The sequence below is a fragment of the Sulfurivermis sp. genome (assembly GCF_059410345.1).
In genome coordinates this window covers 22,036-47,427 of sequence record NZ_JBLJDO010000014.1, presented here as the reverse complement: position 1 = coordinate 47,427, position 25,392 = coordinate 22,036, and the positions used below count along the sequence as shown (strand labels likewise).

Sequence of the window (25,392 nt, the reverse complement as noted above, 5' to 3'; positions counted from 1 at the left end):
ATTCATAATAAATACAGCGATGTAGAGTATGGCACGGCGGTTGCTGGGGGAGATATCAAACCTTCAGCCCCTAAGGTGCCGCCATGCAGCCGAAAGACATTGCCGCCCTGCTCGACGAACCGGCCTGCGTCCACAACAGCAAGGAAAAGTCCGGTTGCGCGCGGCCCAAGCCCGGCTCCACCGCCGGCGGCTGCGCCTTCGACGGTGCGCAGATTGCCCTGTTGCCCATTGCCGACGTGGCGCATATCGTCCATGGTCCCATCGCCTGCGCCGGTTCCTCCTGGGACAACCGCGGCACCCGCTCCACCGGACCGACCCTGTACCGCATCGGCATGACCACCGACCTCACCGAGCAGGACGTGATCATGGGCCGCTCGGAGAAGCGTCTGTTTCACTCCATCAAGCAGGCCATCGACAGTTACGCCCCGGCGGCGGTGTTCGTCTACAACACCTGCGTGCCGGCGCTCATCGGCGACGATGTCGATGCCATCTGCAAGGCCGCCACGGAAAAGTGGGGCGTGCCGGTAGTGCCGGTGGACGGCGCCGGCTTTTACGGCACCAAGAATCTGGGCAACCGTATCGCTGGCGAGGCGATGGTCAAGCACGTCATCGGCAGCCGCGAGCCAGACCCGTTGCCGCAAGCCAGTGTCCGTCCCGGCATCAAGGTGCACGACATCAATCTGATCGGCGAATACAACATCGCTGGCGAACTGTGGCACGTGCTGCCGCTGCTGGACGAGCTGGGTCTGCGCGTGCTGTGCACCCTGTCAGGTGATGCGCGTTTCCGTGAGGTGCAGACCATGCACCGTGCCGAGGTGAACATGATGGTCTGCTCCAAGGCCATGGTGAACGTGGCGCGCAAGCTGGAGCAGAAATACGGCACACCCTGGTTCGAGGGCAGCTTCTACGGCGTGCGTGATGTGAGCCAGGCGCTGCGCGATTTCGCGCGCCTGATCAACGACCCCGATCTCACGGCGCGCACCGAACAGGTGATCGCCCGCGAGGAGGCTAGGGCCGATGCCCTGTTGCAGCCCTGGCGCGAACGCCTCAATGGCCGCCGCGCATTGCTATACACCGGCGGCGTGAAATCCTGGTCGGTGATCTCGGCCTTGCAGGATCTCGGCCTCAAGGTGGTGGCCACTGGCACCAGCAAGTCCACCGAAGAGGACAAGGCGCGCATCCGCGAGCTGATGGGCCCCGACGTGAAGATGCTGGACGAGGGTAGCCCGCGCGCGCTGCTCGATACCGTGCGCGACTACCAGGCCGATATCCTCATCGCCGGCGGCCGCAATATGTACACCGCGCTGAAGGCGCGCATCCCCTTCCTCGACATCAACCAGGAACGCGAATTCGGCTACGCCGGTTACGCCGGCATGGCCGAGCTGGCACGTCAACTGGCGCTCACCATCGAAAGCCCGATCTGGCCGGCGCTGCGCAAGGGCGCACCGTGGGAGGTGGCATCATGAGTGTCACGGTCATCAAGCGCAACAAGGCGCTGACGGTCAATCCGCTGAAGACCAGCCAGCCGCTGGGCGCAACGCTGGCCTTTCTCGGTATCAACAAGGCGATGCCGCTGATGCACGGCTCGCAGGGTTGCACCGCCTTTGCCAAGGTGATGTTCGTGCGTCACTTCCGCGAGCCGATCCCCTTGCAGACCACGGCAATGGATCAGATCAGCACGGTGATGGGCGCCGACGACAGCGTGGTGGAGGCGCTCGCCACCATCTTCTCCAAGAACAAGCCGCAGGTCATCGGCCTGATGACCACCGGCCTGTCGGAAACCCAGGGCACCGACATCCTGCGCGCGGTGAAGATGTTCCACGCGGCCCATCCGGAGTTTGCCGATCGTCATGTGGTGGCGGTGAACACGCCGGACTTCACCGGCGGCCTGGAGAGCGGCTTTGCGCTGGCGGTCAAGGCGCTGGTGGAGACCCTGGTGCCGGAGTCGAACCGCGCCGGTCTGCGCCAGCGCCAGGTCAATGTGCTGGCCGGCGCCCATTTGACGCCGGGCGATGTCGAGGCGCTGAAGGAGATGATCGAGGCCTTCGAACTGCGCCCGGTGGTGTTGCCCGACCTGGCTGACTCCCTTGATGGGCACCTCACGCCCAATGATTTCACCCCGCACACGGTGGGCGGCACGCTGCTGTCCGACATCGAACTGATGGGCGAATCAGCGGCAACCCTGGTGATCGGTGCTGCCCTCGAGACGGCCGCCGACGCCCTGCGCGAACGTACCGGCGTGCCCGACCACCGCTTTGATCATCTGCTCGGCCTCGATGCAGTCGATCAGTTTGTGCACACCCTGAGCCGTATCGCCGAGCGTCCGGTGCCGGAGCGCATCAGCCGGCAGCGCGCGCAGTTGCAGGACGCCCTGGTGGACGGTCACTTCATGCTCGGCCAGCGCCGCGTGGCCATCGCCGCCGAACCGGATCAGTTGCTGGCCCTTGCCCAATTCGTGCAGGGGTTGGGCGCCGAGGTGGTGGCGGCGGTGGCACCGAGCCGCGGCCCGGCGCTGGACAGGCTGGCACTGGACGAGGTGAAGATCGGCGACCTGGAGGATCTCGAGCAGAAGGCCGGCGCGGACCATGCCGAGCTGCTACTGGGAAACTCCCATCTCGGCGCCGCGGCCGACCGCCTTGGCCTGCCGTTGCATCGCATCGGATTTCCGCTCTACGACATGGTGGGCGGCTACCAGCGCACGGCGATTGGCTATCGTGGCACGCGCACGCTGTTGTTCGATCTCGCCAATCTGATGCTGGAGCACGGCCATCACGGCATCGAGCCGTATCGCTCCGTCTACAGGGTGGGCGACTAATCATGGCCATGCAGCGTCAATTGCGCGTACTGGAAAATGAAGCAGGCGCCGACGATGCGATGGCCTTGCAGGTTGCTTTCGCCACCTCGGACCTCAAGCATGTGGATCAGCACTTCGGTTCCGCCGAGCGCTTCGCCATCTATCGAGTGGAGGCGGAGCGGGTGACGCTGTCGCGGGTGGCCGAGTTCGGCGCCCTGGAGCAGGACGGCAACGAAAACAAGCTGCTGGAAAAGTTCGTGCTGCTCGACGGCTGCGCCGCTGTCTACAGTCAGGCCATCGGCCCGTCCGCGGTGCGCCAGCTGCTGGGCCTCGGCATCCAGCCGATGCGCGTACCGGAAGGCAGTGTCATCAGTGCGCTGCTCTCCATATTGCAACAGGAACTCGCGGTGGGCGCGCCGGGCTGGATCAGTCGGGCACTGGAGCGCCAGCGGCGGGATCGGCGCCGTTTTGATGACATGGAGACGGAGGGCTGGGAGGACTGAGTATCGTCCGGGATGCGGGACATGGGGCTGAGCGGTAATTCGGGGGCGAGTTACAGCTCCCGTGTACCGCATCCCCGACGGTATTCGACCGATGGGAGCAAGACGATGAGCAATGCAATAGCAGACAACGATCCGATTCTGGGAACCGACTTCATTACGGAAATGCTGCGGCAGATGCGTGCGCTGGACAGCTATGGCGTGTGGGAGGGGAACAGCGCGGTCGAGGTGCTCGCGCCCCTGGTGCTGACGCCGGAGCGCAAGAAGGAAATCCCGGTGATCGGTGACCCGGACGAGGAGACCATGGCGCGGGTGAAGGCGTTCTATAACGCCATCGCTGCCCTGATCGAAAAGGAATGTGGCCTGATGGCGATCCCGCTGATGGTGCTCAGTCACGAGGGCTTCGGCCGCGTGGTGATCACCGTGGGCAAGCTGGTGGTGCTGGACAAGAGTCTGCGCGATGTACACCGCTTCGGTTTTGCCAGCCTGTCCAAGATGAAGGACGAGGCGGACAAGCTGTTGTCCGTGGCGCTGGAGCTGGTTGGCGCCCATTCCAAGGTCGCTGGTCTTTGAGGTGGCGTCATGAGTGAAGACGAACTGAAGGATCTGGAGAAAGAGGTGCGCAAGCGCAAGCGCATCGCCTCGGAGTGGGCCTCGCAGCTGCACGATCTGGTGGAGGACAAGTTGCCGGCGGCCTATGCCGAATTGCCCGGCATCGCCCAGTCCACCTACGAGGCCTGTGTGGCCTGGGCCGAGGCCAATCAGATCTGGCAGGCGGCACAGTCCGGCAAGTGAAACGTGGAGTAGAGAAATGAGTGAAATGATTACCGGTCTGACCCGCGGCGGCGCCAGCTGGACGCCGGAGTTCATCGTCGCCATCAATCAGCAGGAGTGCATCGGCTGCGGTCGCTGCTACAAGGTCTGTCCGCGCAATGTGTTCGAGCTGGTGGAGCGCGAAGGTGACGACGAGGATGATGACGACGACTTTTCCGACGACGTGGCCATGGTGATGACCATCGCCAATGCGCTGGATTGCATCGGCTGCGGCTCCTGTGCCCGCGTCTGTTCCAAGAAGTGCCACAGTCACGCCGCCGCGGCGCAAAGCGCCTGAGTCGGAGCAGGGGAGCGATCATGCCGAAACCGCAAAAGCATGTCTTTGTCTGTACCCAGGCCCGTCCCGAGGGGCACCCGCGCGGCTCCTGCCAGCAGAAGGGCTGCGCCGCCATCGCCGAGGAATTCTGGTTTCAGTTGCAGGGGCGCAATCTGCTCGGCCCGGTGCAGCTCACCACCACCGCGTGCATCGGTCCCTGCGGTGTCGGCCCCAACGTGCTGGTCTATCCGGAAGGGGTGATGTACAGCGGTGTCGGCAAGGAGCAGGTCGGCGCCATCGTCGAACAGCATCTGGTTGGCGGTACGCCGGTGGCCGAGCTGTTGGCGCCGGCCGATCTGTGGGGCTGATGTGCGCGATACGGCACGGCTGATCGTCTATCACAAACAGTCGACCAGCGCGCGGTTGCGCTTTCTGCGCCATGCCGCGCATACGGTATGTGGCTTCGGCGCGCTGCCGCGTCTCGCGGTAGTCGTGGAGCGTGGAGAAATGGCGCGCTTTGACCCGGCGGTCGTGCCGCATCCCGCCGCCCTGCCGCGGCGCATGGAAACTGCGCTGTCGCTGCCTGCCGGCAGCGTGGAGCTGGACACTGACTTCATCGCCCGCGTCGATGTGCCAGACGGTCCGCTGACCGTGTACCTGGCACGTTTCACTAGCATCGACCCACCCTTTGCCGCCGCCACGGCCCACGGCGGCGCCTTCATCGATCTCACCCAGGCACGCGACCTGCCCGCACCGGAATTGGAATTGTTGCGCCGTGTTTATCAGCATGTGATGGAAGGCTGAGTGTGTCCTGCGCCGTGCGCCCCGCGCAGAGGGATGATCTGCCTGTGTTGTGCGCCCTGCTGGGCGAGCTGTTTTCCATCGAGGCGGACTTTCGGCCCGATCCTGCGCGGCAGTGGGCTGGTCTGGAGCGGCTGCTGGCGCACGCGCCGGAGGCCGTGGTCCTGGTAGCCGAACTCGACGGCGTGGTGGTGGGTATGTGCACCGCCCAAGTGTTGATCTCCACCGCCGAGGGCGGTGAGGCCGCTCTGGTGGAGGATGTGGTGGTGCGTGGTGATCGGCGCGGCTGCGGCATCGGCAGTGCCTTGCTCACCGCACTGGAGGCGTGGTGTCGCCGGCGCGGCATCCGCCGCCTGCAATTGCTGGCCGATCGCGCCAACCCCCCGGCGCTGGACTTCTATCGCGCCAGGGGCTGGCAGCCGACGCAACTGATGGCCTGGCGCAAGACGCTCGCTTGACGGCTATGCGTAACTCGGGGCAAAGGCCTGCTGCGGGTCGCGCACCGGTCCATTGGCCTTGCCGTCCCAGTAGGGCGACAGCTTGCGCAACTGCGCCACGATGGACGGCACCGCCGCGACCACACGTGCGACTTCGTCCGCTGTGTTGTAGCGCGAGAAGGAGAAGCGCACCGTGCCATGCGCGGCGGTGTAGGGAATATCCATGGCGCGCATGACGTGCGACGGCTCCAGTGAGCCGGAGGTGCAGGCCGAGCCTGATGAGGCGGCGATACCGGCCTTGTTGAGCAACAACAGGATCGCCTCGCCCTCGATGTATTCGAAGGCGATATTGGCGGTGTTGGGCAGGCGCTGGTGCGGGTCGCCGGTGACGAAGCAGTTGGGCACCTGGGCGATGATGCCCTGCTCCAGACCGTCGCGCAGACGGCGTACCGTGGTGTTTTCCTGGTCCATGTAATGCAGCGCCAGTTCCGCCGCCACGCCCAGGCCGACGATGCCGGCGGCGTTCTCGGTGCCGGCGCGGCGACCGCGTTCCTGATGACCGCCGCGCAGCAGCGGGCGGTAGCGCACGCCGCGGCGCAGGTACAGCACGCCGACACCCTTGGGCGCGTGCAGCTTGTGGCCGGACAGCGACAGCATGTCGATGGCGGTGGATTTCAGATCGAGCGGGATCTTGCCGGCCGCCTGCACCGCATCGGTGTGGAACAACACACCGGTGCCGCGCGCCAGCTCGGCCATCTCGCGCACCGGAAACAGGGTGCCGGTTTCGTTGTTGGCCCACATCACCGACACCACCGCCACCTGCGGCGACAGCACGGCACGGTACTGGTCCAGATCGAGCCGCCCCTGTTTGTCTACCGTGAGGTAATGCACGGTGTAGCCTTCGCTCTGCGCCAGATGCTGGCACAGGGTCAGCACCGCCGGATGCTCCACGGTGGTGGTGATGATCTCACGCCGCTCCGGATAGGACTGCAGCGCGGAGAGGATCGCGGTGCTGTTGGATTCGGTGCCGCAGGAAGTGAAGACGATTTCCGACTCGTGCGCCGCGCCGAGCAGGATCTGCACCTGGCTGCGCGCGTGCTTGACGGCGCGGCCCACCTTGTCGCCGAAGCTGTGCATGCTGGAAGGGTTGCCGTACTGCTCGGTGAAGAACGGCAGCATGGCCTGTACCACCGCATCGTCGACGCGGGTGGTGGCGTTGTTGTCCAGATAGATGTCGGTCATGGCTAGCGCCCTCCCGCGGCGGCGCGCTTCATTTCGCTCGCCGGCACCACGCGCACAAACTCGCCCAGGGCCTCGATGAGCTGCTGCTGGATGCCGCCCAGGGTGGCGCCGGCCATCATGCAGCCGGTGCAGGCGCCGATCAGGTTGACGTAGATGACATTGTCGTCCACGTCGACCAGCTCCACGTCGCCATGGTCGCGCTGCAGCATCGGCCGCAGTCCTTCCAGCACCTGCTCGATGCGGCGGATGCGCTGCAGGTTGGTGAGGCCGCCGCAGGGCATGGCGTCGGCGGATGGCAGGGGAACTACCGGCGCTGGCGCTGCCCCCCAGATGCGGGTAAGCACGTTCTCGATGCCTTCGTGGCAGGTGGCGCAGCCGCCGCCGGCCTTGGTGTAGTTGGTCACTTCCTCGATGCTGCGCAGGCCGTTGGCGCGCACCGTCTGTTCGATCATCGCCTCGTCGATGCCGAAGCACTTGCAGATCAAGGCGCCTTCCTCGTGATCGTCGTGCCATTCCTCGCCGCGGTAGTTGGCGATGGCGGCGGCCAGCGCCTCGCGTCCCATCACCGAGCAGTGCATCTTCTCCGCCGGCAGGCCATCGAGGTAGTCGGCGATGTCCTGGTTGGAAATGGTCAGCGCCTGCTCCAGCGTCATGCCTTTCACCATTTCGGTGAGCGCCGACGAGGAGGCGATGGCCGAGCCGCAACCGAAGGTCTGGAAGCCGGCATCAACTATCGTGTCAGTCTGCGGGTCCACCTTCAGCGTCAGGCGCAGCGCATCGCCGCAGGAGATGGAACCCACCTCGCCGACGGCGTTGGCTTGCTCCACCGCGCCGGCGTTGCGCGGATTGAAAAAGTGCTCCTTGACCTTTTCCGAGTATTCCCACATGACACACCTCCTCAGGCAGAGAACGACTTGCCGCAGCCGCAGGTGGAGGCGGCATTGGGGTTGTGGAAGGTGAAACCGCTTTCGGTGAGGGTGTCGATAAAGTCGACGGTGACGCCCTGCAGCATCTGCGTGCTGGCCGGGTCGAGGAACAGCTTCACCCCGTGCGCCTCCACCACGGTGTCGCTATCGGAGGGCGCCGCCTCCAGTTGCATGTCGTACTGGAAGCCGGAGCAGCCACCACCGGTCACGGCGAGGCGCAGTCCGGTGGCGGGGCTGGCGCTGCCACGGATGAAACGGCGGGCAGCCTTGGCGGCACGTTCGGTTACGGTGATCATGGTTTCTTCCTCCTGGTGATAAAACCTGTGCTGATCACTCAGCAATGGCCGTGCCACCTCTGTGCGGTGCTGCTTACCTCTTGTGGCCGTTGAAGTTTTTCTCGACGAACGGGAGCGCGCGGCTGTTCCGTAACACGCAGCAGGGGAGGGTTTGTCGCAGATGCGACAACGGCGCCTTACTCAGCCGCCAGCAAACCCTTGAGGTAGTAGATCAAATCCAGCGCGCTGCGCGGGGTGAGGGTGTCGGGGTCGAGTTTGCGCAGCTCCACCACCACCGGCACGTCGGGCGGCGGTGGTAGGGCCAGGGCCATCTGCTGGGCCGGGTTGTCGTAGTCGCGGTGGGCGGCGTTGTCGGTTTCCAGTTCGATCAGCTTGCGCCGCGCCGCCTCGATCACCGCGCGCGGCACGCCGGCCAGTTGTGCCACCTGCAGGCCGTAGCTCTGGCTGGCCGGGCCGTCCTTCACCGCGTGCAGGAACACGATGGAATCGCCGTGCTCCACCGCGTCGAGGTGGACGTTCACTACGCCTTCCGCCAGTTCGGGCAGGGCGGTGAGCTCGAAGTAGTGGGTGGCGAACAGGGTATAGGCACGGACGCGCTCGGCCAGGTCGCGCGCCACTGCCCAGGCCAGTGACATGCCGTCGAAGGTGCTTGTGCCGCGGCCGATCTCGTCCATCAGCACCAGGCTCTGGTCGCTGGCGTTGTGCAGGATGTTGGCGGTTTCGGTCATCTCCACCATGAAGGTGGAGCGGCCGGAGGCGATGTCGTCAGAGGCGCCGATACGGGTGAAGATGCGATCGATGGGGCCGATCACCGCGCGCGTCGCCGGTACGTGGCTGCCGATGTGGGCCAAGAGCACGATGAGCGCGGTCTGGCGCATGTAGGTGGACTTGCCGCCCATGTTGGGGCCGGTGACGATGAGCATGCGGCGGCCCTCGCCCAGGCGGATGTCGTTGGGCACGAAGGGCGTTTCGCTGTATTGCTCCACCACCGGGTGGCGGCCGCCTTCGATGTCGATGCCGGGCGTGGCACTCAGTTGCGGTTGTACCCAGTTCAGTGTTTCGGCGCGTTCGGCGAGGTTGGCCAGCACGTCGATCTCCGCCAGTGCCGCTGCGCAATCCTGCAACGCGCCCAGGTCTGTGCACAGCGTTTCGAGCAGCGCATCGTACAGCGCCTTTTCCCGTGCCAGCGCACGCTCCGCGGCGGACAGGGCCTTGTCCTCGAATTGTTTCAGCTCCGGCGTGATGTAGCGCTCCGCCCCCTTCAGGGTCTGGCGGCGGATGTAGTCGTCGGGCACCTTCTCGCTCTGGGCGCGGGTCACCTCGATGTAATAGCCGTGTACGCGGTTGTAGCCGACCTTGAGGGTGGGGATGCCGCTGCGCGTGCGTTCGCGTGTCTCCAGATCGACCAGGTAGTGGCCGGCGTTTTCGCGGATGGCGCGCAGTTCGTCCAGTTCGGCGTCATAACCGGCAGCGATGACGCCGCCGTCGCGGATCAGCAGCGGCGGCGCCTCGATGATGGCGCGCTCCAACAGCCCGTGCAGTTGCGGGCGGGCGGTACTGCGCGCGGCGAGGTCGGCGAGGCGCGGCGCATCGAGCGCGGCGAGTTGCTGTTGCAGAGACGGCAGGCGGCCGAGGGCGGTGCGCAGTTGTACCAGATCGCGCGGACGGGCGGACCTCAAGGCCACGCGGGCGAGAATGCGTTCGATGTCGCCGCTGCCGCGCAGCAGCTCGCGCAGCGGTTCCCAGCGCCGCGCGTCGATGAGCGTAGCAATGGCCTGCTGGCGTGCGCCGAGCACGGCGTGGTCGCGCAGCGGCCGGTGCAGCCAGCGGCGCAGCAGGCGGCTGCCCATGGGGGTGGCGGTGTGGTCGAGCACCCCGGCCAGGGTGTGTTCGGCGTTGCCGCCGAGGGCGTGCTCCAACTCCAGGTTGCGGCGGCTGGCGGCGTCCAATAGCACCGCCTCGTCGCGCCGTTCCAGGGCCAGGCCGCGCAGGTGGGGCAGGGCGGCGCGCTGGGTCTCCTGCACGTATTGCAGCACGGCGCCGGCGGCGCCGAGGGCGGTATGCAGGTGATCGCAGCCGAAGCCGGCGAGGTCGCGGGTGCTGAACTGGGCGCTGAGCAGGCGGCGCGCGCTGTCGGTGTCGAAGCGCCAGGGTGGCAGGCGCTGCACACCGCGCCGCTCCTGCCACAGCGGGTGGGGTGGCAGGTCGTCGGACAGCAGCAGTTCCGCCGGGCGCAGCCGCTCCAGTTCGCCGGCCAGGGCCTCATCACCACTGACCTCCATTACCGTGTAGCGCCCGCAGGTGAGGTCCAGCGCCGCCAGGCCCCAGGTGTCGCCGCTGCGGTGGATGCCGCACAGCAGGTTGTCGCGCCGCTCCTCCAGCAGGGCCTCGTCGGTGACGGTGCCGGGGGTGACGATGCGCACCACCTTGCGTTCCACCGGGCCCTTGCTGGTGGCCGGGTCGCCGATCTGTTCGCAGATGGCCACCGATTCGCCCAGTTTAATGAGCCGCGCCAGGTAGCCCTCGACGGCGTGATAGGGCACGCCGGCCATGGGGATGGGTGCGCCGGCTGAGCTGCCACGGGTGGTGAGGGTGATGTCCAGCAACTGGGCGGCCCGTTTGGCGTCGTCGTAGAACAGCTCGTAGAAGTCACCCATGCGGTAGAACAACAGCAGATGCGGATTCTCCGCCTTGATGCGCAGGTATTGCTGCATCATGGGGGTGTGGGCGGCGAGGGCCTCGGGTGCGGCGGGACGGGTCATGGGGCGCAAGGATAACGAAAAAGCCGTGCCGCCGCGAAGGGTTGCGCAGGGTGGCGCCGGTCTGTTACCTATGCAGCAGGTATCCAAGGGAGGAGATGGGGCGTGAGCAGAGAATACGACGAGAAGCGTAACTTTATCCGTATGTGCATGGACTGTCCCATGAGCTTTACCCGCTACGACGGCAGCGTGTACAGCGCGCTGGCCCGCGACCTCAGTGGCGGCGGCCTGGGTTTCGTCACCGATCAGGCGCTGACCCTGGGGGAGGTGCTGACGGTGCAGGTGGCGCCGCAGCACGCGGTGGTGGCGCCGCTGCGCGCCGAGGTGGAAGTGGTGCGGGTGCAGCCGTCGAACCCGGGGGGCTACGACATTGGCGTGACCCTGCGGCGTTTCCTCTAAGGAAGGTCTGAATAAGTCCATCCTGGACTTCTCAGCCCACGCGAAACGAAAAGTGTGATTTTCGATTCGCTTAATTTTCCAACGACTCATGGTCGTTGGAACATGGCGGCACATCCCTGTGCCGCGGAAGCGCTTCCCTAAACCATCTCGTCCAGCCCCTGGTGGGAACCTCCCGCCGGGGCGCTGTTGGCCTGGTAGGCGGACAGGGCGCGGGCGGCGTAGGGGGAGGTGCTGCCGCCGGGGGCGGCGGGGCCGTTCTGCGCCGTCTCGGCACGCTGCTGGCGCGCTGCGCGGATCAGATCGCGATAGTCGGTGCTATCGTTTTCCTCCACTACCTCGCCGCGGGCGATGTATTCGGTCAGGCCGCTGGCGCGACGCTCCGGCGCTGCTCCCGTGGTGGAGGATGGTTCCTGTGCCGCAGGCGGACGTGCAGGCGTCTGCGCCGGCTGCAGCGGCGTGTACAGGGGGATGGGGGAGTGGCGGATCTCCATGATGTAGCAACTATAACGGATCTTTTGATGACCGATCAGGAATTGGATGCGTTGGCGGAACAGGTGGCGGCAGCCCTGCTGGCGCGCGGCTGGATGCTGGCCACGGCCGAGTCCTGCACCGGCGGCTGGGTGGCCAAGGTGTGCACCGACCTGGCCGGCAGTTCGCGCTGGTTCGAGCGCGGCTTCGTCACCTACACCAACGAGGCCAAGCAGGAGATGCTTGGCGTCGAACCCGGTGTGCTGGCGGAGCAGGGGGCGGTGAGTGAGGCGACGGTGCGGCAGATGGCTGTCGGCGCCCTGTCCCGCAGCCACGCCCGGGTGAGCGTTGCCATCAGCGGCATCGCCGGGCCGGGCGGGGCGACGCCGTTCAAGCCGGTGGGCATGGTGTGCCTGGCCTGGGCGGTGCGCGGGGGCGAGACGGTCAGCTGTATCCGCCATTTCGATGGCGACCGTAACGCGGTGCGGCGCCAGGCGGTGGCGGCGGCCCTGCAAGGGGTGCTCGATGTCCTCGCCGCCGCCTGAGGGGCCGCGCCTGTTTTTCGCCCTGTGGCCGGATATGGCCCTGCAGCAGACCCTTTATAAGGTGGGCCGGGCCATCGCCCCGCCGGGCGGCAAGCCCATGGCGGTGCACAATCTCCACATTACCCTGGCATTTCTCGGCGCGATCGATGCCGATAGGCGCGTTTGTATGGAACAAGCGGCTGATGCCATCCGCTTGCCGCCGTTTGAGCTGGCGCTGGACCGCGCCGGTTTCTGGCCACGGCCACAGGTGGTGTGGCTGGGCTGCTCGACGGTGCCCCCAGCCTTGCAGGCCCTGGCGGCCCGACTGAACGGGGCCATGGCCGCCTGCGGCCTGACGCCGGAAACCCGTCCCTACAGCCCGCACCTGACGGTGCTGCGCAAGGCGCGGCAGGGACCGCGACAACTGGATATAAATACAGTATCATGGGCCGTGGGTGACTTCGTGCTGGTGCAGTCCTTGACCCTGCCCGAGGGGGCCCAATATCAAGTGGTGCGGCGCTGGCCGCTGGCGGGACAACTGTGAAATAATCCGGGTCCTGAATATGGGCGGCGGGGCATGGATGGTCCCGCCCTATGCATTTTTGGAGGCAGGAATGGACGACAACAAACGTAAGGCCTTGAGCGCGGCTCTGAGCCAGATCGAGAAGCAGTTCGGCAAGGGGTCGGTGATGCGCATGGGTGACGCCGGCGTGGCGCGCGACATCCAGGCAATCTCCACCGGCTCCCTGGGCCTGGACATCGCCCTCGGCATCGGCGGTTTGCCCCGCGGCCGCGTCATCGAGATTTACGGCCCGGAATCCTCCGGTAAGACCACCCTGACCCTGCAGGTCATCGCCGAGGCCCAGAAGCAGGGCGGTACCTGCGCCTTCGTCGATGCCGAGCATGCCCTCGATCCCACCTATGCCCAGAAGCTGGGTGTCAATGTGGACGACCTGCTGGTGTCGCAGCCGGATACTGGTGAGCAGGCGCTGGAGATCGCCGACATGCTGGTGCGCTCCGGTGCGGTGGACGTGGTGGTGGTGGACTCCGTCGCCGCCCTGACCCCCAAGGCAGAAATCGAAGGTGAGATGGGCGACTCCCACGTCGGCCTGCAAGCCCGCCTGATGTCGCAGGCCCTGCGCAAGCTGACTGCCAACATCAAGCGCTCCAATACCCTGGTGATCTTCATCAACCAGATCCGCATGAAGATCGGCGTGATGTTCGGCAGCCCCGAGACCACCACCGGCGGCAATGCCCTCAAGTTCTATGCCTCGGTACGTCTCGATATCCGCCGCATCGGCGCCATCAAGAAGGGTGAGGAGGTGGTTGGCAACGAGACCCGCGTCAAGGTGGTGAAGAACAAGGTCGCGCCACCGTTCAAGCAGGCCGAGTTCGATATCCTCTACGGCGAGGGTATCTCACGCGAAGGCGAAATCGTCGACCTGGGTGTGAAGGCCAATATCATCGAGAAGTCCGGCGCCTGGTACAGCTACAACGGCAATCGCATTGGCCAGGGCAAGGACAACGCGCGCCAGTTCCTCAAGGACAACCCGGAACTGGCCCATGAGATCGAGACCAAGATCCGCACTGCCGTGCTGCCCGAGGTGATCACCGCTGGCAGCGATGACGTGATGGAAGAAGCCTGATCTGTTCGATATGTGGGTCGGACTGGGGGCCGACCCACATCAGGATATGCAACAGCAGGACGATCCCTATCCGCGTGCGATGGCGCTGCTGGCGCAGCGCGAGCACAGTGCGCGCGAGCTGGAGCGCAAACTGCGCGACAAGGGTTATGCCCCTGAGTTGATCGCCGCCTGCATGGCGCGCCTGCAACAGGAGCGTCTGCAGAGCGATGCGCGCTATGCCGAGAGCTACGTGCACATGCGCGCCGGCAAGGGCTATGGGCCGCTGCGTATCCGCGCCGAACTGGCCGAGCGCGGTGTGACCGACGAGTTCATTGCACCGCCCTTGGAGGAGATGGACGGGCAATGGAGCGAGCTGGCCGAACAGGCGCGGCGCAAGCGTTTCGGCAGCAAGCTGCCGAAGGATTTTCAGGAACGGGCCCGTCAGGCCCGCTTTTTACAGTATCGCGGTTTTGCCACGGAGCACTTTCGCAAGGTGTTCAACGGCGACGAATGAACATTGGTCGCAGATTTTTTCTTGAGTCAGGTGATGATGAAAAGCGCAGAACTTCGCCAGGCCTTCCTGGATTACTTCCGCAGCAAGGGGCATGAGGTCGTGGCCTCCAGCCCGCTGGTGCCGGGCAATGACCCGACACTGCTGTTTACCAACGCTGGCATGGTGCAGTTCAAGGACTGCTTCCTCGGTCAGGATCAGCGCAGCTACACCCGCGCCACCTCGGTGCAGCGTTGTGTGCGCGCCGGCGGCAAGCACAACGATCTGGAAAACGTCGGCTACACCGCACGTCACCACACCTTCTTCGAGATGCTGGGCAACTTCAGTTTCGGCGATTACTTCAAGCGCGATGCCATCCACTACGCCTGGGAGTTTCTCACCCAGACCCTCAAGCTGCCGCGCGAGAAGCTGTGGGTCACCGTCTACAAGGACGACGATGAGGCGGCGGCCATTTGGGTCAACGAGATTGGCGTACCGGCCGAGCGTGTAACGCGCCTGGGTGAAAAATCCAATTTTTGGTCCATGGGCGACACCGGCCCCTGCGGCCCCTGCACCGAGATCTTCTACGACCACGGCCCCGAGGTGTGGGGCGGTCCCCCGGGCACGCCGGAGGAAGACGGCGATCGCTACATCGAGATCTGGAACCTGGTGTTCATGCAGTTCAATCGTGACGCCGACGGCACCATGACGCCGCTGCCCAAGCCCTCGGTGGACACCGGCATGGGTCTGGAGCGTCTTGCCGCCGTGATGCAGCATGTGCACAGCAACTACGACATCGACCTGTTCCAGAATCTGATCAAGGCCGTGGCGGCCCTGGCGGCGACCAATGACTTGGGCAATCCCTCGCTCAAGGTCATCGCCGACCACATCCGTTCCTGCGCCTTCCTGGTGACCGACGGTGTGGTGCCCTCCAACGAGGGCCGCGGCTACGTGCTGCGTCGCATCATCCGCCGCGCCATCCGTCACGGCCACAAGCTGGGCCTGCGCCAGCCGTTCTTCCACAAGCTGGTGGCACCGCTAGTCAAGGAGATGGGCGTCGCCTATCCGGAACTGGCCAGGGCCGAGGCGCAGGTGACGCGTATCCTCAACCAGGAAGAAGAACGCTTCGCCGAGACCCTGGACCAGGGCATGCATCTGCTGGAGGAGGCCATCAACAGCCTGTCCGGCCACGTGCTGTCAGGCGCCACCATCTTCAAGCTGTACGACACCTATGGTTTCCCGGTCGACCTCACCGGCGATATCGCCCGCGAGCGCAACCTGGAACTGGACATGGATGGCTTCGACCGCGAGATGGAGGCGCAGCGCGAGCGCGCCCGCGCCGCCTCCACCTTCGGCGCCGCCTATGGCCACAAGCTGGAGATCGCTGGCAAGACCGAGTTCACCGGCTACGAGCGCGTGGCCGACCAGGCCAAGGTCATTGCCCTGTACAAAGGCGGCGATGCGGTACAGCAGCTCGCGGCCGGCGAGCAGGGCATGGTGATCCTCGACCACACGCCGTTCTACGCCGAATCCGGCGGCCAGGTCGGCGACCAGGGCCATCTCAGCACGGCCGGCGCCCTGTTCGAGGTACAGGACACGCAGAAGCAGGGCGAGGCCTTTGGTCATATCGGCATCGTGAAGAACGGCAGCCTGAAGGTGGGCGACAGCGTCGATGCGGCGGTGGATTTCGCTGCACGCGCCGCCACTGCCGCGCATCATTCCGCCACCCACCTGCTGCACGCCGCACTGCGCCGTGTACTCGGCGAGCATGTGCAGCAGAAGGGTTCTCTGGTGAATCCCGACCGCCTGCGCTTCGACTTTTCCCATTTCGAATCGGTGAGCCGCGAGCAACTGCGTCGCATCGAGCAGCTGGTGAATGATCAGATTCGTACCAACAACGAGGTACTGACCCGCATCATGGGCATCGAGGACGCCAAGGCCTCCGGTGCCATGGCTCTGTTCGGCGAGAAGTACGGCGACAAGGTGCGCGTGCTGTCCATGGGAGAGTTCTCCACCGAGCTGTGTGGCGGCACCCATGTGGGCCGCACCGGCGACATTGGCCTGTTCAAGATCGTGAGCGAAGGCGGCGTGGCCGCCGGTGTGCGCCGCATCGAGGCGGTGGCCGGTCGTCGTGCCCTGGAATGGGTGGACAGCACCGAAGACAGCCTGGAGGCGGTGGCCGCGGCGGTGAAGGCTAGCCGTGACGTGGTGGTGGACAAAGTGCGCCAGATGCTCGACCGCCAGCGCAAGCTAGAGAAGGAGCTGGAGCAGCTCAAGGCCAAGCTGGCCTCCAGTCAGGGTTCCGACCTGGCCGGACAGGCGGTGGACGTGGCCGGTATCAAGGTGCTGGCGGCCAATCTGGAAGGCGTCGACCCCAAGGCGCTGCGCGATACCCTGGATCAACTGAAGAACAAGCTCGGTTCGGCGGCCATCGTGCTGGCGGCGGTGCAGGGCGACAAGATCAGCTTGGTGGCCGGCGTCACCAAGGACCTGACCGACCGTGTGCAGGCCGGCAAGCTGCTGCAGGAAGTGGCACAACAGGTGGGTGGCAAGGGCGGCGGCCGGGCCGATATGGCCCAGGGTGGCGGTACCGAGCTGGCCAAACTGCCGGCGGCCCTGGCGGCAGTGAGCGGCTGGGTGGCGCGGGAACTGGGCGCTTAAGTCCCGGCTCCCCTTTAATTTCCGGCCAATTTAGTGTTTAATTTGCGCCCTTTATACCCAACTGGGTCGGTACATCGGCAAACATGGCTTTAATCGTCCAGAAATACGGCGGTACGTCGGTCGGCAGTATTGAGCGTATCGAGAACGTCGCCAACAAGGTGATGGCTTTCCGCGAACGCGGCGACGATGTGGTGGTGGTGCTTTCCGCCATGAGCGGCGAGACCAATCGCCTGATCGATCTGGCCAAGGCGATCCAGAATCCGCCCGACCCGCGCGAGCTGGACATGCTGGTGGCGACCGGCGAGCAGGTGACGATTGCGCTGCTGGCCATGGCGCTGAAGAAGCGCGGTCAGGATGCCCGTTCCTACACCGGTGGTCAGGTGCGTATCCTCACCGACAGCGCGTTCAACAAGGCGCGCATTCTTGAGATCGACGAGAGCAACATGCGCCGCGATCTCGCCGCCGGTCGCGTGGTCGTGGTCGCCGGCTTCCAGGGCGTGGACGAGCAGGGCAACATCACCACCCTGGGCCGTGGCGGTTCCGATACCACCGGCGTGGCGCTGGCTGCTGCGCTGAAGGCCGATGAATGCCAGATTTATACCGACGTGGACGGTGTCTACACCACCGACCCGCGTGTGGTGCCCGACGCGCGCCGTCTCGACCGTATCACCTTCGAGGAGATGCTGGAGATGGCCAGTCTCGGTTCCAAGGTGTTGCAGATTCGCTCGGTGGAATTCGCCGGCAAATACAACGTACCGCTGCGTGTACTGTCCTCGATGCAGGATGGTCCCGGCACCCTGATTACTTATGAGGATGAAGGAATGGAAGACGCGCTCATTTCCGGCATCGCGTTCAACCGGGACGAAGCCCAGATCACCGTGCAGGGTGTGCCTGATCAGCCGGGCGTGGCTTACCGTATTCTCGGTCCGGTCGGTGAAGCCAATATCGAAGTGGATATGATCGTGCAGAACACCAGCCCTGACGGCAGCACGACCGATTTCACCTTCACTGTACACCGCAACGATTATGAGAAGGCCCTGGCGCTGCTCACCAAGCATGCCGGTGAGATGGGCGCCCGCGAGGTGAAGGGCGACAGCAAGATCGTCAAGTTGTCGCTGGTCGGCGTCGGCATGCGTTCCCACGCCGGTATTGCCAGCACCATGTTCGAGGCACTGGCCAAGGAGGGGATCAATATCCGCATGATCTCCACTTCCGAGATCAAGATTTCTGTTGTTGTGGATGAGAAGTACCTGGAGTTGGGCGTGCGCGCCCTGCACTCGGCCTTCAAGCTGGATCAGGCGCCCGCTGCCTGAAGCTGTTTGTAGTGGTTCAGTCTGCCGACGGAACAGGGGAACGCGGTAAGCTGGTTTTTTCTGATGGACTATCATTAGTCAGCGCCCCGGGCCGGGAGAGGCCGAGACCGCGTTGGCATTACTGGATTGAATTGAGGAGACGGGAAGATGTTGATACTAACTCGCCGCGTCGGTGAAACGCTCATGATTGGTGAAGAGGTGAGCGTGACCGTACTGGGTATCAAGGGCAATCAGGTACGCATCGGCGTCAATGCGCCGAAGGATGTGTCTGTACACCGCGAAGAGATTTACGAGCGCATTCAGCGCGAGAAGCAGGACTCCGGTAATCAGTAAGACGTTTTTCGTCTTTACGCAAATAGCCCGGGCAGGTATCCTTAGCGCCTGCTGCAGTTCAGGAGAGATGGCCGAGTGGCCGAAGGCGCGCCCCTGCTAAGGGCGTATGGGTCAAAAGCCCATCGAGGGTTCGAATCCCTCTCTCTCCGCCATATGACAGTGTTTTCTTGACAGTTCTAGGTTGTATCAAGATAATACGCGTCCTCAAGCGCCCGTAGCTCAGTTGGATAGAGTACCTGGCTACGAACCAGGTGGTCGGGAGTTCGAATCTCTCCGGGCGCGCCAATAATAGAAGGCCCACCAGCAATGGTGGGCCTTTTTCATTTTCGTCTGGCCGTGCGTGTCGTGCCGGCACCTTACTCCAAACGGATGGCAAATACTTCATCCAGCGATGTCCTGCCGGTGCGTGCCAGGGCGAGAGCGTTGCGGGTGAGGGTGGTCATGCCCTCCCGAATCGCCGCTTCTTTGATGATTTGTACGTTGGCGCCGCCATTAATCAGGGTCGCAATCTCCGGCGTGATGGGCAACAGCTCAGTGACCGCGACGCGGCCATGGTAACCACTGTAGTTGCAGGCGGCACAACCGGCACCGCGATGAAACACCTCATCTGTGGGGACCTGTAGCACATCACGCACTTCCTCATCGACGCTCTCTTCCTCCAGGCACTGGGTACAGTTCAGGCGAATCAGGCGCTGTGCCATGACCCCCAGCAGGGTAGAGCTGAGCAGATAGGGTTCGATGCCCATATCGATCAGGCGAGTGACGGTGCTGGCAGCATCATTGGTGTGCAGGGTACTCAGGACCAGGTGACCGGTCAGGGCGGCCTTGTTGGCAATGCGTGCAGTTTCCAGATCGCGGATCTCACCGATCATCACCACGTCCGGATCGTGGCGCAGAATGTGCCGCAGCGCCTCGGCAAAGGTATAGCCGGTGGCTGGATTGATCTGGATCTGCTCTACGCCTTCCATGTCGTACTCGACCGGATCTTCGACGGTAATGATGTGCGGATCACGGCTGCGGATTTCATTCAGTACGGCATACAGCGTGGTGCTCTTGCCCGAACCGGTGGGGCCGGTTACCAGCAGCATGCCGTAGCTGCGGCTCAGCATGCGGCGGATCTGGCTCAATTCCCAGCTACCCAGGCCCAGGCCATCCAGGGGTTTGAGGCCGACCTTTTTATCGAGGATGCGGATGACCACGCTTTCGCCGTTGACCGTCGGGATGCAGGAGATACGCAGATCGATGGTGTTGTTGTCGCGGGTGAGGCGGGCATGGCCGTCCTGCGGCAGTCGCCGCTCGGCAATGTCCATGCGACCGGTTATTTTGATGCGGCTGACCAGGGGGGCCAGCAGACTTTTGTTCAACGAGCGGGAGAAGCGCAGCTTGCCATCGATGCGGTAATAGATGTTGACGCGATTGCGCTCGGGGCGGATGTTGATATCGGAGGCGCCATGCAGGATGCCTTGCATGATGACGGCGTTGACCAGCCTTACCACCGGCTTTTTCTGCGCCTCCTGCTCGATGAGGTGGACCGCGATGTCATCGGTCTTATCCTGCTCCGGACTGAGATCGATGACGTCGGCCATGTCGCTGATCTCACGATCTTCGCGCAGGCGGTAATATTTGTTCAGAGCCTGGCTGATGTCCTTGCCTGAGGTGATGACCGGCTCGATGCTGTGGTTGGTATTGAAGCGCAGCACTTCCAGCGCCTCCCAGTCCATGGGATTTTCCATGGCGACCACCAGATGGCCGGCATGGAGTGTGAGGGGAAGCACGCTGTATTGCAGGGCGATGTCCGGTGGTACCAGCGCCAGGACGTCTGCCTCGATCTCGAATTCACCTAATTTTACAAAGGGAATTCCGAGTTTGTGGGCGAGGGCGGCGTGGATTTGCTCCTTGGCCACCAGGCCCTGTTCGAGCAGGATGTCGCCCAGGCGGCGGCCAGGTGTCTGGCGCTGTTGGCGCAGAGCATCGTCGAGCACGTCTTCATGCAAATGCCGTTCACCCACCAGGATCTCGCCCAGGTGCAGATCTGACAGGGGATGCGTTTCAGCAAACACCTGCTGCAGATCGTCGGCATTGTTGATGACATGCTCCTTCATGGAACCCCCTAGGGTGGAACAGGATTCCCATACATTACGTGCAGCCCGCGGCGGAGACAATGGTTTCGAGCATCAGTTGTCCTGCGAGTGGCTATCCGCGCAGCGCCGCCGCCAGCGGCCGGTATTGCAGCCCGTAGAACATCTCCAGGTAGCGGCGAGTCTCGTCGCGCTCCAGATTGGTGACATATTTCCAGAAGCCGTAGATGCAGGAAAGAGTCAGCATGCGTTTAGCGTGGATTTCCCAGGTGTAGCGGCTGCGCACCCGCTCGATAGCAGCGCGGGAGATGGCGTTCCAATGTTCGCCATCGTTTTGGCAACGGTGGAAAAACTGCGCCATGCGCTCCGCCGCGACAGTGCCGTGATTGGGGTCGATGTGAAATCCGGACCGGCCATCCTGAATAATCTCCAGCGGGCCGCCATAGCAGGTGGCGAAGGTGGGCAGGCCCGAGACCATGGCCTCGATAACGGTCAGGCCGAAGGCTTCGAATAGGGCCGGTTGCACGAAGGCGCCCTTCCGATCGGCTACGTAGCGATACAGTTCACCGGCCAATGGTTTGTCCAGGTGCCGCCCCAGCCAGCGGACTTGGCCGTCTAGGCCATACCTGTCAAACAGGGCGTGCATGCGCTCGATTTGGCGCTGCTCCTCCATGTCGCCGGAGCGTCCGGCATCGGTGTGACCGGCAATCACCAGCAGGTTGGCCGCCTGGCGCAGGTCGTCGTTACTGCCGTACCATTCCACCAGGCCGGTGATGTTCTTGATGTGATCGAGCCGGGCCATGGTGAACAGCAGTGGCTTTTCCGGTTGTTGCAGTTGGCCGCGAGAAAATTCATCGGCAGCACCGAATATGAGGCGTTCTATCTCGGGTTGCAGACTGCGCAGCCGGCGTAGTTCGTCGTCATAGGGAAAATACACCGTGGCATCGGCGCCGGGAGACACGATGTTGAATTTGGGGTCGAACACGTCAATGCCATTTACCACGCGATAGAGCCCAGGCATGGTGAAGGCGCCATAACTTTCGTACTGTCCAACGCTGTCGGCGGTACCGGCGATCTCCTGATATGTGCTGGTAATGATAAAGTCGGCCGCGTTCATGGCAATGAGGTCAGCGGTAAATTGACAGGAGAAATGATATTGCGGGTCGTTCTCCTTCCAATACAGGTCGGAATACAGATACTTGGTCTTTTCCAGCGCATGGGCAATGCCACATTGGGTGACATGCAGCCGTTGTGATAGCAACGTGGCGACCAGATTGCCGTCCGAGTAATTGCCGATGATGAGGTCGGGGCGTGAGCCCAATTCGGCGAGTATGGTCTTCTCAGATTCTGCAGCGAAGCGTTCCAGATAGGGCCAGACCTCAAAACGTGAAATCCACTGGGGAACGATCTCACCGCTGTCATTACGGAAAGGGACGCGCACGATGCGTGTACCGTCGGTACCGATGACGGGTTCAATGGGCTGGTTGCAGCGGGTGGTGCCGGCGTCCGGAATGAGACGGGTGACAATCAATATTTGCGGTTGTATATCCAGCCCCTGCTCGTGGGCACGCTGACGCATTTCGTGCTCCAGCGCCCGCACCTGGTCCAGAATATAAACTACCTGACCGCCGGTGTCGGGCAGTCCCAGTACATTGGTCTGACCGAAGTAGCCGTGGGGAGACAATATCACCAAGCTGAAGATCATTGGTATGCGTCCGAGAAAGCGCTCGATGGCTTCCGGCGCCGGGGCCTCCAGGATATCGGTCAGCAAATCGAAGTTGGAGCGTATTTGCTGTACCGTGCGCCCCCATCCCGGTTCGAAGCCATGTTGCTGTAGGGCGTGTCCTACCACGTTCCAATCAGCATCCTCGGCTTGTGTCGACAAATAGTCCTCCGCATGACGCAATGCCGTCCGTAGGCCGGCAACATCGCGGACGCGATCATTGAGCATCAATTGCTTGCCGCGATATTGGTGCACGCTTAGGAAATCAAGCAAGCGCTTATCACCCTTACCCAATTCCTGAAACAGCTGGCTGGATAGACGGCGGTTGAGAAATTCCACGCCGCGGCCGATAGAGCGCGATTCCTGCAACTTGGGAAATTCCCGGTTGAACGGGCCGAAGTCCAGTTCCATCACATAATCCGTGCCATGACCAGCAGTGTTGCGCAGACGCTCTTTGAATTCCAGAAAGTCGTTCACGCTGATGGAGTCGTACTGCATGGTGTCAATATGAAAGCGCAGGTAAGTCCAACGCGCTATGCGCGTTCGCACCGCCAGGTATAGCCACGGGCTGGCGATAGCGGCCTCCTGGGTGACGCCGATGAGTCGTGCCAGTTCCGAGCGGGGCAGGTCAGTATTTCTGTGAGTGCCGCAAAACTGCTCGAATTCATCACGCAGATCCGAGCGCAGCAGAAAGGGACGTCCCAGTGCCATATAATGTCGAAGCAAGGCGTGCACCGCATCGCGATGCTGTACGATGTGGTCGGTCAGTGTGCTGATCATGGGTTCTCTCCAACAGATGGCGCGGTATGACGAGAGAGGAATGCATAGTGTTCCAATCCTTCCACTACGCCACGGGCGTAGTGGCCGGAGGCGAAGTAGATTTTTGGTTCGCCGCGCAAATGACGCAGCTCCGGGCTGTAGTTTCCTACCACAACACCAAGGGTGTCGCCGCGCAACATCTCGATGTCATTGCCGGAATCTCCGGCGACCAGCATACGCTGCGGGGCGATGCCCCACTTGGCGCCGAGATAACGTACTGCTTGACCCTTGGAGGCGCGTATGGGCAGCAGATCAAGATATGACTGATGTGAGTATATTAGGTTGGCGGACAGGTTGTGGCTGCGCAGGTGGCGCGTCAGCTCGCGGATGGGTGGTGCCTTGTCCGGATCGATGTAGTAGCTGATTTTATGGCTGCGTTGATTCTCTTTGGGTTGCATGCGTAGGCCGGGCACGCCTTCGAGTAGCTGTCGTAGCCGCTCTCTATCCCAACGATAATCGATGTGCTTCTGCCAGTCGGTATCTGGCCGTAATTGCCTGCCGTAATGAATCTCCGTGCCGACCGAGGTGACAAGCACATCAGGAATTGATACGCCATTCTCGGTTAATACCTTGAGTGCACTGCTGAGGTGGCGTCCGGTGGCGACCCCGAAGCCTAAGGTAGGGTCCGCGTTGATGTGTGTGAGTAACTCTGCAAGCGCCTCGTCGTCACCCAATAGGGTATTGTCGATGTCGCAGATTACTATCCGCTCAATGGTTGGCAGGCGGCTCTTGTTTGGGCGGATTAGACGAGCACGTGCCGTTTGGCCGAGCAACCGGCGCACGGCCTTTACATAGCTGGTTACATGCGATGCCCATGCATAGTAACGATGCGCTCCTTTGACGCCGTTGCTGGCCCAGGTGCGCCAGCGCTTGCCGTTGCTCAATGCGTCGAGCAACATGGTGCCCATGGCATCTGCATCCAGTGGATCTATGAGCAAGCCGTTCCTGCAATGAGCCACGATATCCTTTGGGCCGCCGTCCTCTGTGGCGACGATGGGCAGACCACTGGCCGCTGCCTCGATCAGTGTGAGGCCGAAGGGCTCGGTCAAGGCGGGGTTGACGAACAGGCCTCGGCTGCGGGCAGCGAGGCGATAGAGTTCAGGCACATCGTTGGATTGGTGGGCCTTAGGGTAGGCGACCCGGCCATAAAGATCGTGTTTGTCGATTAGTAGGAGCATATCGTTCAGTACCGTGCGCGTTCCTTTGTCCAGCGTGGTGAGATCGTCACGGTTGCCAGCGATGACTACGAGGTTGGCGCGCTGCTGTAATTCCCGGTTTTCGCCAAAGGCGCGCAACAGGGTGGATATGTTCTTGCGTTCGTCGGCGCGTGAGATGGCCAACACCATAGGCTTGCGCGGTTCACGCAGGAAACGGTGCAACGCATGACGTATTGGGGAATCGTTGAGGAGGCCCCGTGGCGGATGGAAGCGGCTGAGATCGGTGCCGGGGGGGATCACCAACATGTTTTTGGGCTGGTAGTTGGCATACTGGCTGTATTGCTGCTCTACCTCCTGCCGGGTGCTGGCGATAACCACGCTGGCGACGTCCATGGCCAGTTCCTCAGCCTCAATACGCCGGGTTATGTTGTATTGGGCCTCGATCTGAGGTGCCGGCACGCCCTGATCGAGTAAGCGGCGCCGTTTCTCTCTCCCAAGCGAATGCCCGGTATGTATGAGTTGAACGCCAAGCAGACTGGCTAGGCGGGAGCCCACGTAGCCGGCATCGGCGTAGTGGCTGTGAATGATGTCAGGAACACGCCCCGTGCTGCGGATATGCTGTAGTGCCTGATCGGCCATAGAGTCGAGATACGGCCAGAGCACTTCCTTGCGCAGATAACGCCGCGGTCCAAATGGCAGGCGTACAATGAAGCTGCGCGGGCCGATTTTTTCCAGTGGAACGGCGTATTCCGGTGACACCTTGGGATCGTAGATTTGGCGCGTGATGAGGTCGACGCGATATACGTCCGGGTGTTCACCCAGCGCACGCGCCAATTCGACTACGTATTTGCTCTGGCCTCCGGTATCAGCGTCGCGGCCGAGCTCAAGATTGTGTCCACGAATCAGTCCGTGGACGCTAATTAGGGCGATGTATAGTCCGTTTTCTGTAGTGATAAC

Annotated in this window: 25 protein-coding genes and 2 tRNA genes; 19 read left to right on the top strand and 8 right to left on the bottom strand. The window is 63.2% G+C overall.

The features are described from left to right. The first annotated feature begins 83 nt into the window (after positions 1 to 83). The 9 genes from nifE (at position 84) to ACMV8A_RS11370 (ending at position 5,643) form a co-directional block, all read left to right on the top strand. Complete coding sequence (gene nifE / locus ACMV8A_RS11410) at positions 84 to 1,466, top strand: nitrogenase iron-molybdenum cofactor biosynthesis protein NifE (protein WP_495325920.1); 1,383 nt, start codon at positions 84 to 86, stop codon at positions 1,464 to 1,466. Continuing rightward, positions 1,463 to 2,815 carry a nitrogenase iron-molybdenum cofactor biosynthesis protein NifN gene (nifN, locus tag ACMV8A_RS11405; protein ID WP_495325919.1) on the top strand — a complete coding sequence of 451 codons (1,353 nt, stop codon included), beginning with the start codon at positions 1,463 to 1,465 and terminating at the stop codon, positions 2,813 to 2,815. Before nifE ends, nifN begins: the two co-directional genes overlap by 4 nt. A 2-nt stretch (positions 2,816 to 2,817) precedes the next feature. After that, entirely contained in the window at positions 2,818 to 3,297 is a 480-nt protein-coding gene (locus ACMV8A_RS11400; RefSeq protein ID WP_495325918.1) for a NifB/NifX family molybdenum-iron cluster-binding protein, read from the top strand. A gap of 105 nt (positions 3,298 to 3,402) precedes the next feature. Next, positions 3,403 to 3,867, top strand: a complete 465-nt coding sequence (locus ACMV8A_RS11395; protein ID WP_495325917.1) for a NifX-associated nitrogen fixation protein — start codon at positions 3,403 to 3,405, stop codon at positions 3,865 to 3,867. 9 nt (positions 3,868 to 3,876) lie between these two features. Further along, positions 3,877 to 4,089: a CCE_0567 family metalloprotein gene (locus ACMV8A_RS11390; RefSeq protein ID WP_495325916.1), complete on the top strand. Its 213-nt coding sequence runs from the start codon at positions 3,877 to 3,879 to the stop codon at positions 4,087 to 4,089. Positions 4,090 to 4,105: 16 nt separating this feature from the next. Continuing rightward, a complete protein-coding gene (fdxB, locus tag ACMV8A_RS11385) occupies positions 4,106 to 4,405 on the top strand; it encodes a ferredoxin III, nif-specific (RefSeq protein WP_495325914.1) in 300 nt (99 codons plus the stop codon). A gap of 20 nt (positions 4,406 to 4,425) precedes the next feature. Then, positions 4,426 to 4,752 (top strand): (2Fe-2S) ferredoxin domain-containing protein, encoded by a 327-nt coding sequence (locus tag ACMV8A_RS11380; RefSeq protein ID WP_495325913.1) that lies wholly within the window; start codon positions 4,426 to 4,428, stop codon positions 4,750 to 4,752. 1 nt (position 4,753) lies between these two features. Then, the gene (locus tag ACMV8A_RS11375) at positions 4,754 to 5,188 is read left to right on the top strand and encodes a hypothetical protein (RefSeq protein WP_495325912.1); all 435 of its coding nucleotides are present in this window, start codon (positions 4,754 to 4,756) and stop codon (positions 5,186 to 5,188) included. A 2-nt stretch (positions 5,189 to 5,190) separates the two neighbouring features. Beyond that, positions 5,191 to 5,643: a GNAT family N-acetyltransferase gene (locus ACMV8A_RS11370; RefSeq protein WP_495325910.1), complete on the top strand. Its 453-nt coding sequence runs from the start codon at positions 5,191 to 5,193 to the stop codon at positions 5,641 to 5,643. A 3-nt stretch (positions 5,644 to 5,646) separates the two neighbouring features. On the opposite strand, the gene nifS is transcribed toward ACMV8A_RS11370, so the two are convergent. The 4 genes from nifS to mutS all read right to left on the bottom strand — a co-directional run bounded on the left by nifS (position 5,647) and on the right by mutS (position 10,848). Continuing rightward, positions 5,647 to 6,864: a cysteine desulfurase NifS gene (gene nifS / locus ACMV8A_RS11365; protein ID WP_495325909.1), complete on the bottom strand. Its 1,218-nt coding sequence runs from the start codon at positions 6,862 to 6,864 to the stop codon at positions 5,647 to 5,649. A 2-nt stretch (positions 6,865 to 6,866) separates the two neighbouring features. After that, positions 6,867 to 7,751 carry a Fe-S cluster assembly protein NifU gene (gene nifU / locus ACMV8A_RS11360; protein WP_495325908.1) on the bottom strand — a complete coding sequence of 295 codons (885 nt, stop codon included), beginning with the start codon at positions 7,749 to 7,751 and terminating at the stop codon, positions 6,867 to 6,869. Between the two features lie 11 nt (positions 7,752 to 7,762). Then, the gene (locus ACMV8A_RS11355) at positions 7,763 to 8,086 is read right to left on the bottom strand and encodes a HesB/IscA family protein (protein ID WP_495325907.1); all 324 of its coding nucleotides are present in this window, start codon (positions 8,084 to 8,086) and stop codon (positions 7,763 to 7,765) included. A 176-nt stretch (positions 8,087 to 8,262) separates the two neighbouring features. Beyond that, complete coding sequence (gene mutS / locus ACMV8A_RS11350) at positions 8,263 to 10,848, bottom strand: DNA mismatch repair protein MutS (RefSeq protein WP_495325906.1); 2,586 nt, start codon at positions 10,846 to 10,848, stop codon at positions 8,263 to 8,265. Between the two features lie 102 nt (positions 10,849 to 10,950). Here mutS and ACMV8A_RS11345 point away from each other — a divergent pair, with 102 nt between their 5' ends. Further along, the gene (locus ACMV8A_RS11345; protein ID WP_495325905.1) at positions 10,951 to 11,244 is read left to right on the top strand and encodes a PilZ domain-containing protein; all 294 of its coding nucleotides are present in this window, start codon (positions 10,951 to 10,953) and stop codon (positions 11,242 to 11,244) included. Positions 11,245 to 11,381: 137 nt separating this feature from the next. On the opposite strand, the gene ACMV8A_RS11340 is transcribed toward ACMV8A_RS11345, so the two are convergent. Continuing rightward, entirely contained in the window at positions 11,382 to 11,735 is a 354-nt protein-coding gene (locus ACMV8A_RS11340) for a hypothetical protein (protein ID WP_495325904.1), read from the bottom strand. A gap of 27 nt (positions 11,736 to 11,762) precedes the next feature. Between ACMV8A_RS11340 and ACMV8A_RS11335 the strand changes: the two genes are divergently transcribed. The 9 genes from ACMV8A_RS11335 (at position 11,763) to ACMV8A_RS11295 (ending at position 18,943) form a co-directional block, all read left to right on the top strand. Beyond that, positions 11,763 to 12,257: a CinA family protein gene (locus ACMV8A_RS11335; RefSeq protein WP_495325903.1), complete on the top strand. Its 495-nt coding sequence runs from the start codon at positions 11,763 to 11,765 to the stop codon at positions 12,255 to 12,257. Next, positions 12,238 to 12,780, top strand: a complete 543-nt coding sequence (gene thpR, locus ACMV8A_RS11330; RefSeq protein ID WP_495325902.1) for an RNA 2',3'-cyclic phosphodiesterase — start codon at positions 12,238 to 12,240, stop codon at positions 12,778 to 12,780. The genes ACMV8A_RS11335 and thpR overlap by 20 nt, the downstream gene beginning before the upstream one ends. A gap of 70 nt (positions 12,781 to 12,850) precedes the next feature. Then, positions 12,851 to 13,882: a recombinase RecA gene (gene recA / locus ACMV8A_RS11325; protein WP_495325901.1), complete on the top strand. Its 1,032-nt coding sequence runs from the start codon at positions 12,851 to 12,853 to the stop codon at positions 13,880 to 13,882. 10 nt (positions 13,883 to 13,892) lie between these two features. Beyond that, positions 13,893 to 14,375, top strand: a complete 483-nt coding sequence (locus ACMV8A_RS11320; RefSeq protein WP_495325900.1) for a regulatory protein RecX — start codon at positions 13,893 to 13,895, stop codon at positions 14,373 to 14,375. Between the two features lie 33 nt (positions 14,376 to 14,408). Next, entirely contained in the window at positions 14,409 to 17,012 is a 2,604-nt protein-coding gene (gene alaS / locus ACMV8A_RS11315; protein ID WP_495325899.1) for an alanine--tRNA ligase, read from the top strand. 83 nt (positions 17,013 to 17,095) lie between these two features. Beyond that, positions 17,096 to 18,325 (top strand): aspartate kinase, encoded by a 1,230-nt coding sequence (locus tag ACMV8A_RS11310; RefSeq protein ID WP_495325898.1) that lies wholly within the window; start codon positions 17,096 to 17,098, stop codon positions 18,323 to 18,325. A gap of 147 nt (positions 18,326 to 18,472) precedes the next feature. Then, complete coding sequence (gene csrA, locus ACMV8A_RS11305; protein ID WP_495325897.1) at positions 18,473 to 18,658, top strand: carbon storage regulator CsrA; 186 nt, start codon at positions 18,473 to 18,475, stop codon at positions 18,656 to 18,658. Between the two features lie 61 nt (positions 18,659 to 18,719). Next, positions 18,720 to 18,810 (top strand) — tRNA-Ser (locus tag ACMV8A_RS11300). Between the two features lie 56 nt (positions 18,811 to 18,866). Continuing rightward, positions 18,867 to 18,943: transfer RNA gene (locus ACMV8A_RS11295), tRNA-Arg, on the top strand. 71 nt (positions 18,944 to 19,014) lie between these two features. Here the strand turns inward: ACMV8A_RS11295 and ACMV8A_RS11290 are convergent. The 3 genes from ACMV8A_RS11290 to ACMV8A_RS11280 all read right to left on the bottom strand — a co-directional run bounded on the left by ACMV8A_RS11290 (position 19,015) and on the right by ACMV8A_RS11280 (position 25,389). Next, complete coding sequence (locus ACMV8A_RS11290; RefSeq protein WP_495325896.1) at positions 19,015 to 20,760, bottom strand: GspE/PulE family protein; 1,746 nt, start codon at positions 20,758 to 20,760, stop codon at positions 19,015 to 19,017. Between the two features lie 91 nt (positions 20,761 to 20,851). Next, positions 20,852 to 23,239, bottom strand: a complete 2,388-nt coding sequence (locus ACMV8A_RS11285) for a sucrose synthase (RefSeq protein WP_495325895.1) — start codon at positions 23,237 to 23,239, stop codon at positions 20,852 to 20,854. Beyond that, entirely contained in the window at positions 23,236 to 25,389 is a 2,154-nt protein-coding gene (locus tag ACMV8A_RS11280) for an HAD-IIB family hydrolase (protein ID WP_495325941.1), read from the bottom strand. Before ACMV8A_RS11280 ends, ACMV8A_RS11285 begins: the two co-directional genes overlap by 4 nt. Positions 25,390 to 25,392 lie beyond the last annotated feature (3 nt).

Excerpts from the sequence above, each read along its gene's own strand:
- ACMV8A_RS11340 (WP_495325904.1), bottom strand. The coding sequence starts at position 11,735 with ATGGAGATCCGCCACTCCCCCATCCCCCTGTACACGCCGCTGCAGCCG.
- ACMV8A_RS11355 (WP_495325907.1), bottom strand. The coding sequence starts at position 8,086 with ATGATCACCGTAACCGAACGTGCCGCCAAGGCTGCCCGCCGTTTCATC.
- ACMV8A_RS11395 (WP_495325917.1), top strand. The coding sequence starts at position 3,403 with ATGAGCAATGCAATAGCAGACAACGATCCGATTCTGGGAACCGACTTC.
- nifU (WP_495325908.1), bottom strand. The coding sequence starts at position 7,751 with ATGTGGGAATACTCGGAAAAGGTCAAGGAGCACTTTTTCAATCCGCGC.
- nifE (WP_495325920.1), top strand. The coding sequence starts at position 84 with ATGCAGCCGAAAGACATTGCCGCCCTGCTCGACGAACCGGCCTGCGTC.
- recA (WP_495325901.1), top strand. The coding sequence starts at position 12,851 with ATGGACGACAACAAACGTAAGGCCTTGAGCGCGGCTCTGAGCCAGATC.
- ACMV8A_RS11335 (WP_495325903.1), top strand. The coding sequence starts at position 11,763 with ATGACCGATCAGGAATTGGATGCGTTGGCGGAACAGGTGGCGGCAGCC.
- alaS (WP_495325899.1), top strand. The coding sequence starts at position 14,409 with ATGATGAAAAGCGCAGAACTTCGCCAGGCCTTCCTGGATTACTTCCGC.
- ACMV8A_RS11320 (WP_495325900.1), top strand. The coding sequence starts at position 13,893 with ATGTGGGTCGGACTGGGGGCCGACCCACATCAGGATATGCAACAGCAG.
- thpR (WP_495325902.1), top strand. The coding sequence starts at position 12,238 with ATGTCCTCGCCGCCGCCTGAGGGGCCGCGCCTGTTTTTCGCCCTGTGG.
- mutS (WP_495325906.1), bottom strand. The coding sequence starts at position 10,848 with ATGACCCGTCCCGCCGCACCCGAGGCCCTCGCCGCCCACACCCCCATG.
- ACMV8A_RS11380 (WP_495325913.1), top strand. The coding sequence starts at position 4,426 with ATGCCGAAACCGCAAAAGCATGTCTTTGTCTGTACCCAGGCCCGTCCC.
- ACMV8A_RS11290 (WP_495325896.1), bottom strand. The coding sequence starts at position 20,760 with ATGAAGGAGCATGTCATCAACAATGCCGACGATCTGCAGCAGGTGTTT.
- nifN (WP_495325919.1), top strand. The coding sequence starts at position 1,463 with ATGAGTGTCACGGTCATCAAGCGCAACAAGGCGCTGACGGTCAATCCG.
- csrA (WP_495325897.1), top strand. The coding sequence starts at position 18,473 with ATGTTGATACTAACTCGCCGCGTCGGTGAAACGCTCATGATTGGTGAA.
- ACMV8A_RS11310 (WP_495325898.1), top strand. The coding sequence starts at position 17,096 with ATGGCTTTAATCGTCCAGAAATACGGCGGTACGTCGGTCGGCAGTATT.
- nifS (WP_495325909.1), bottom strand. The coding sequence starts at position 6,864 with ATGACCGACATCTATCTGGACAACAACGCCACCACCCGCGTCGACGAT.
- fdxB (WP_495325914.1), top strand. The coding sequence starts at position 4,106 with ATGAGTGAAATGATTACCGGTCTGACCCGCGGCGGCGCCAGCTGGACG.
- ACMV8A_RS11400 (WP_495325918.1), top strand. The coding sequence starts at position 2,818 with ATGGCCATGCAGCGTCAATTGCGCGTACTGGAAAATGAAGCAGGCGCC.
- ACMV8A_RS11390 (WP_495325916.1), top strand. The coding sequence starts at position 3,877 with ATGAGTGAAGACGAACTGAAGGATCTGGAGAAAGAGGTGCGCAAGCGC.
- ACMV8A_RS11285 (WP_495325895.1), bottom strand. The coding sequence starts at position 23,239 with ATGATCAGCACACTGACCGACCACATCGTACAGCATCGCGATGCGGTG.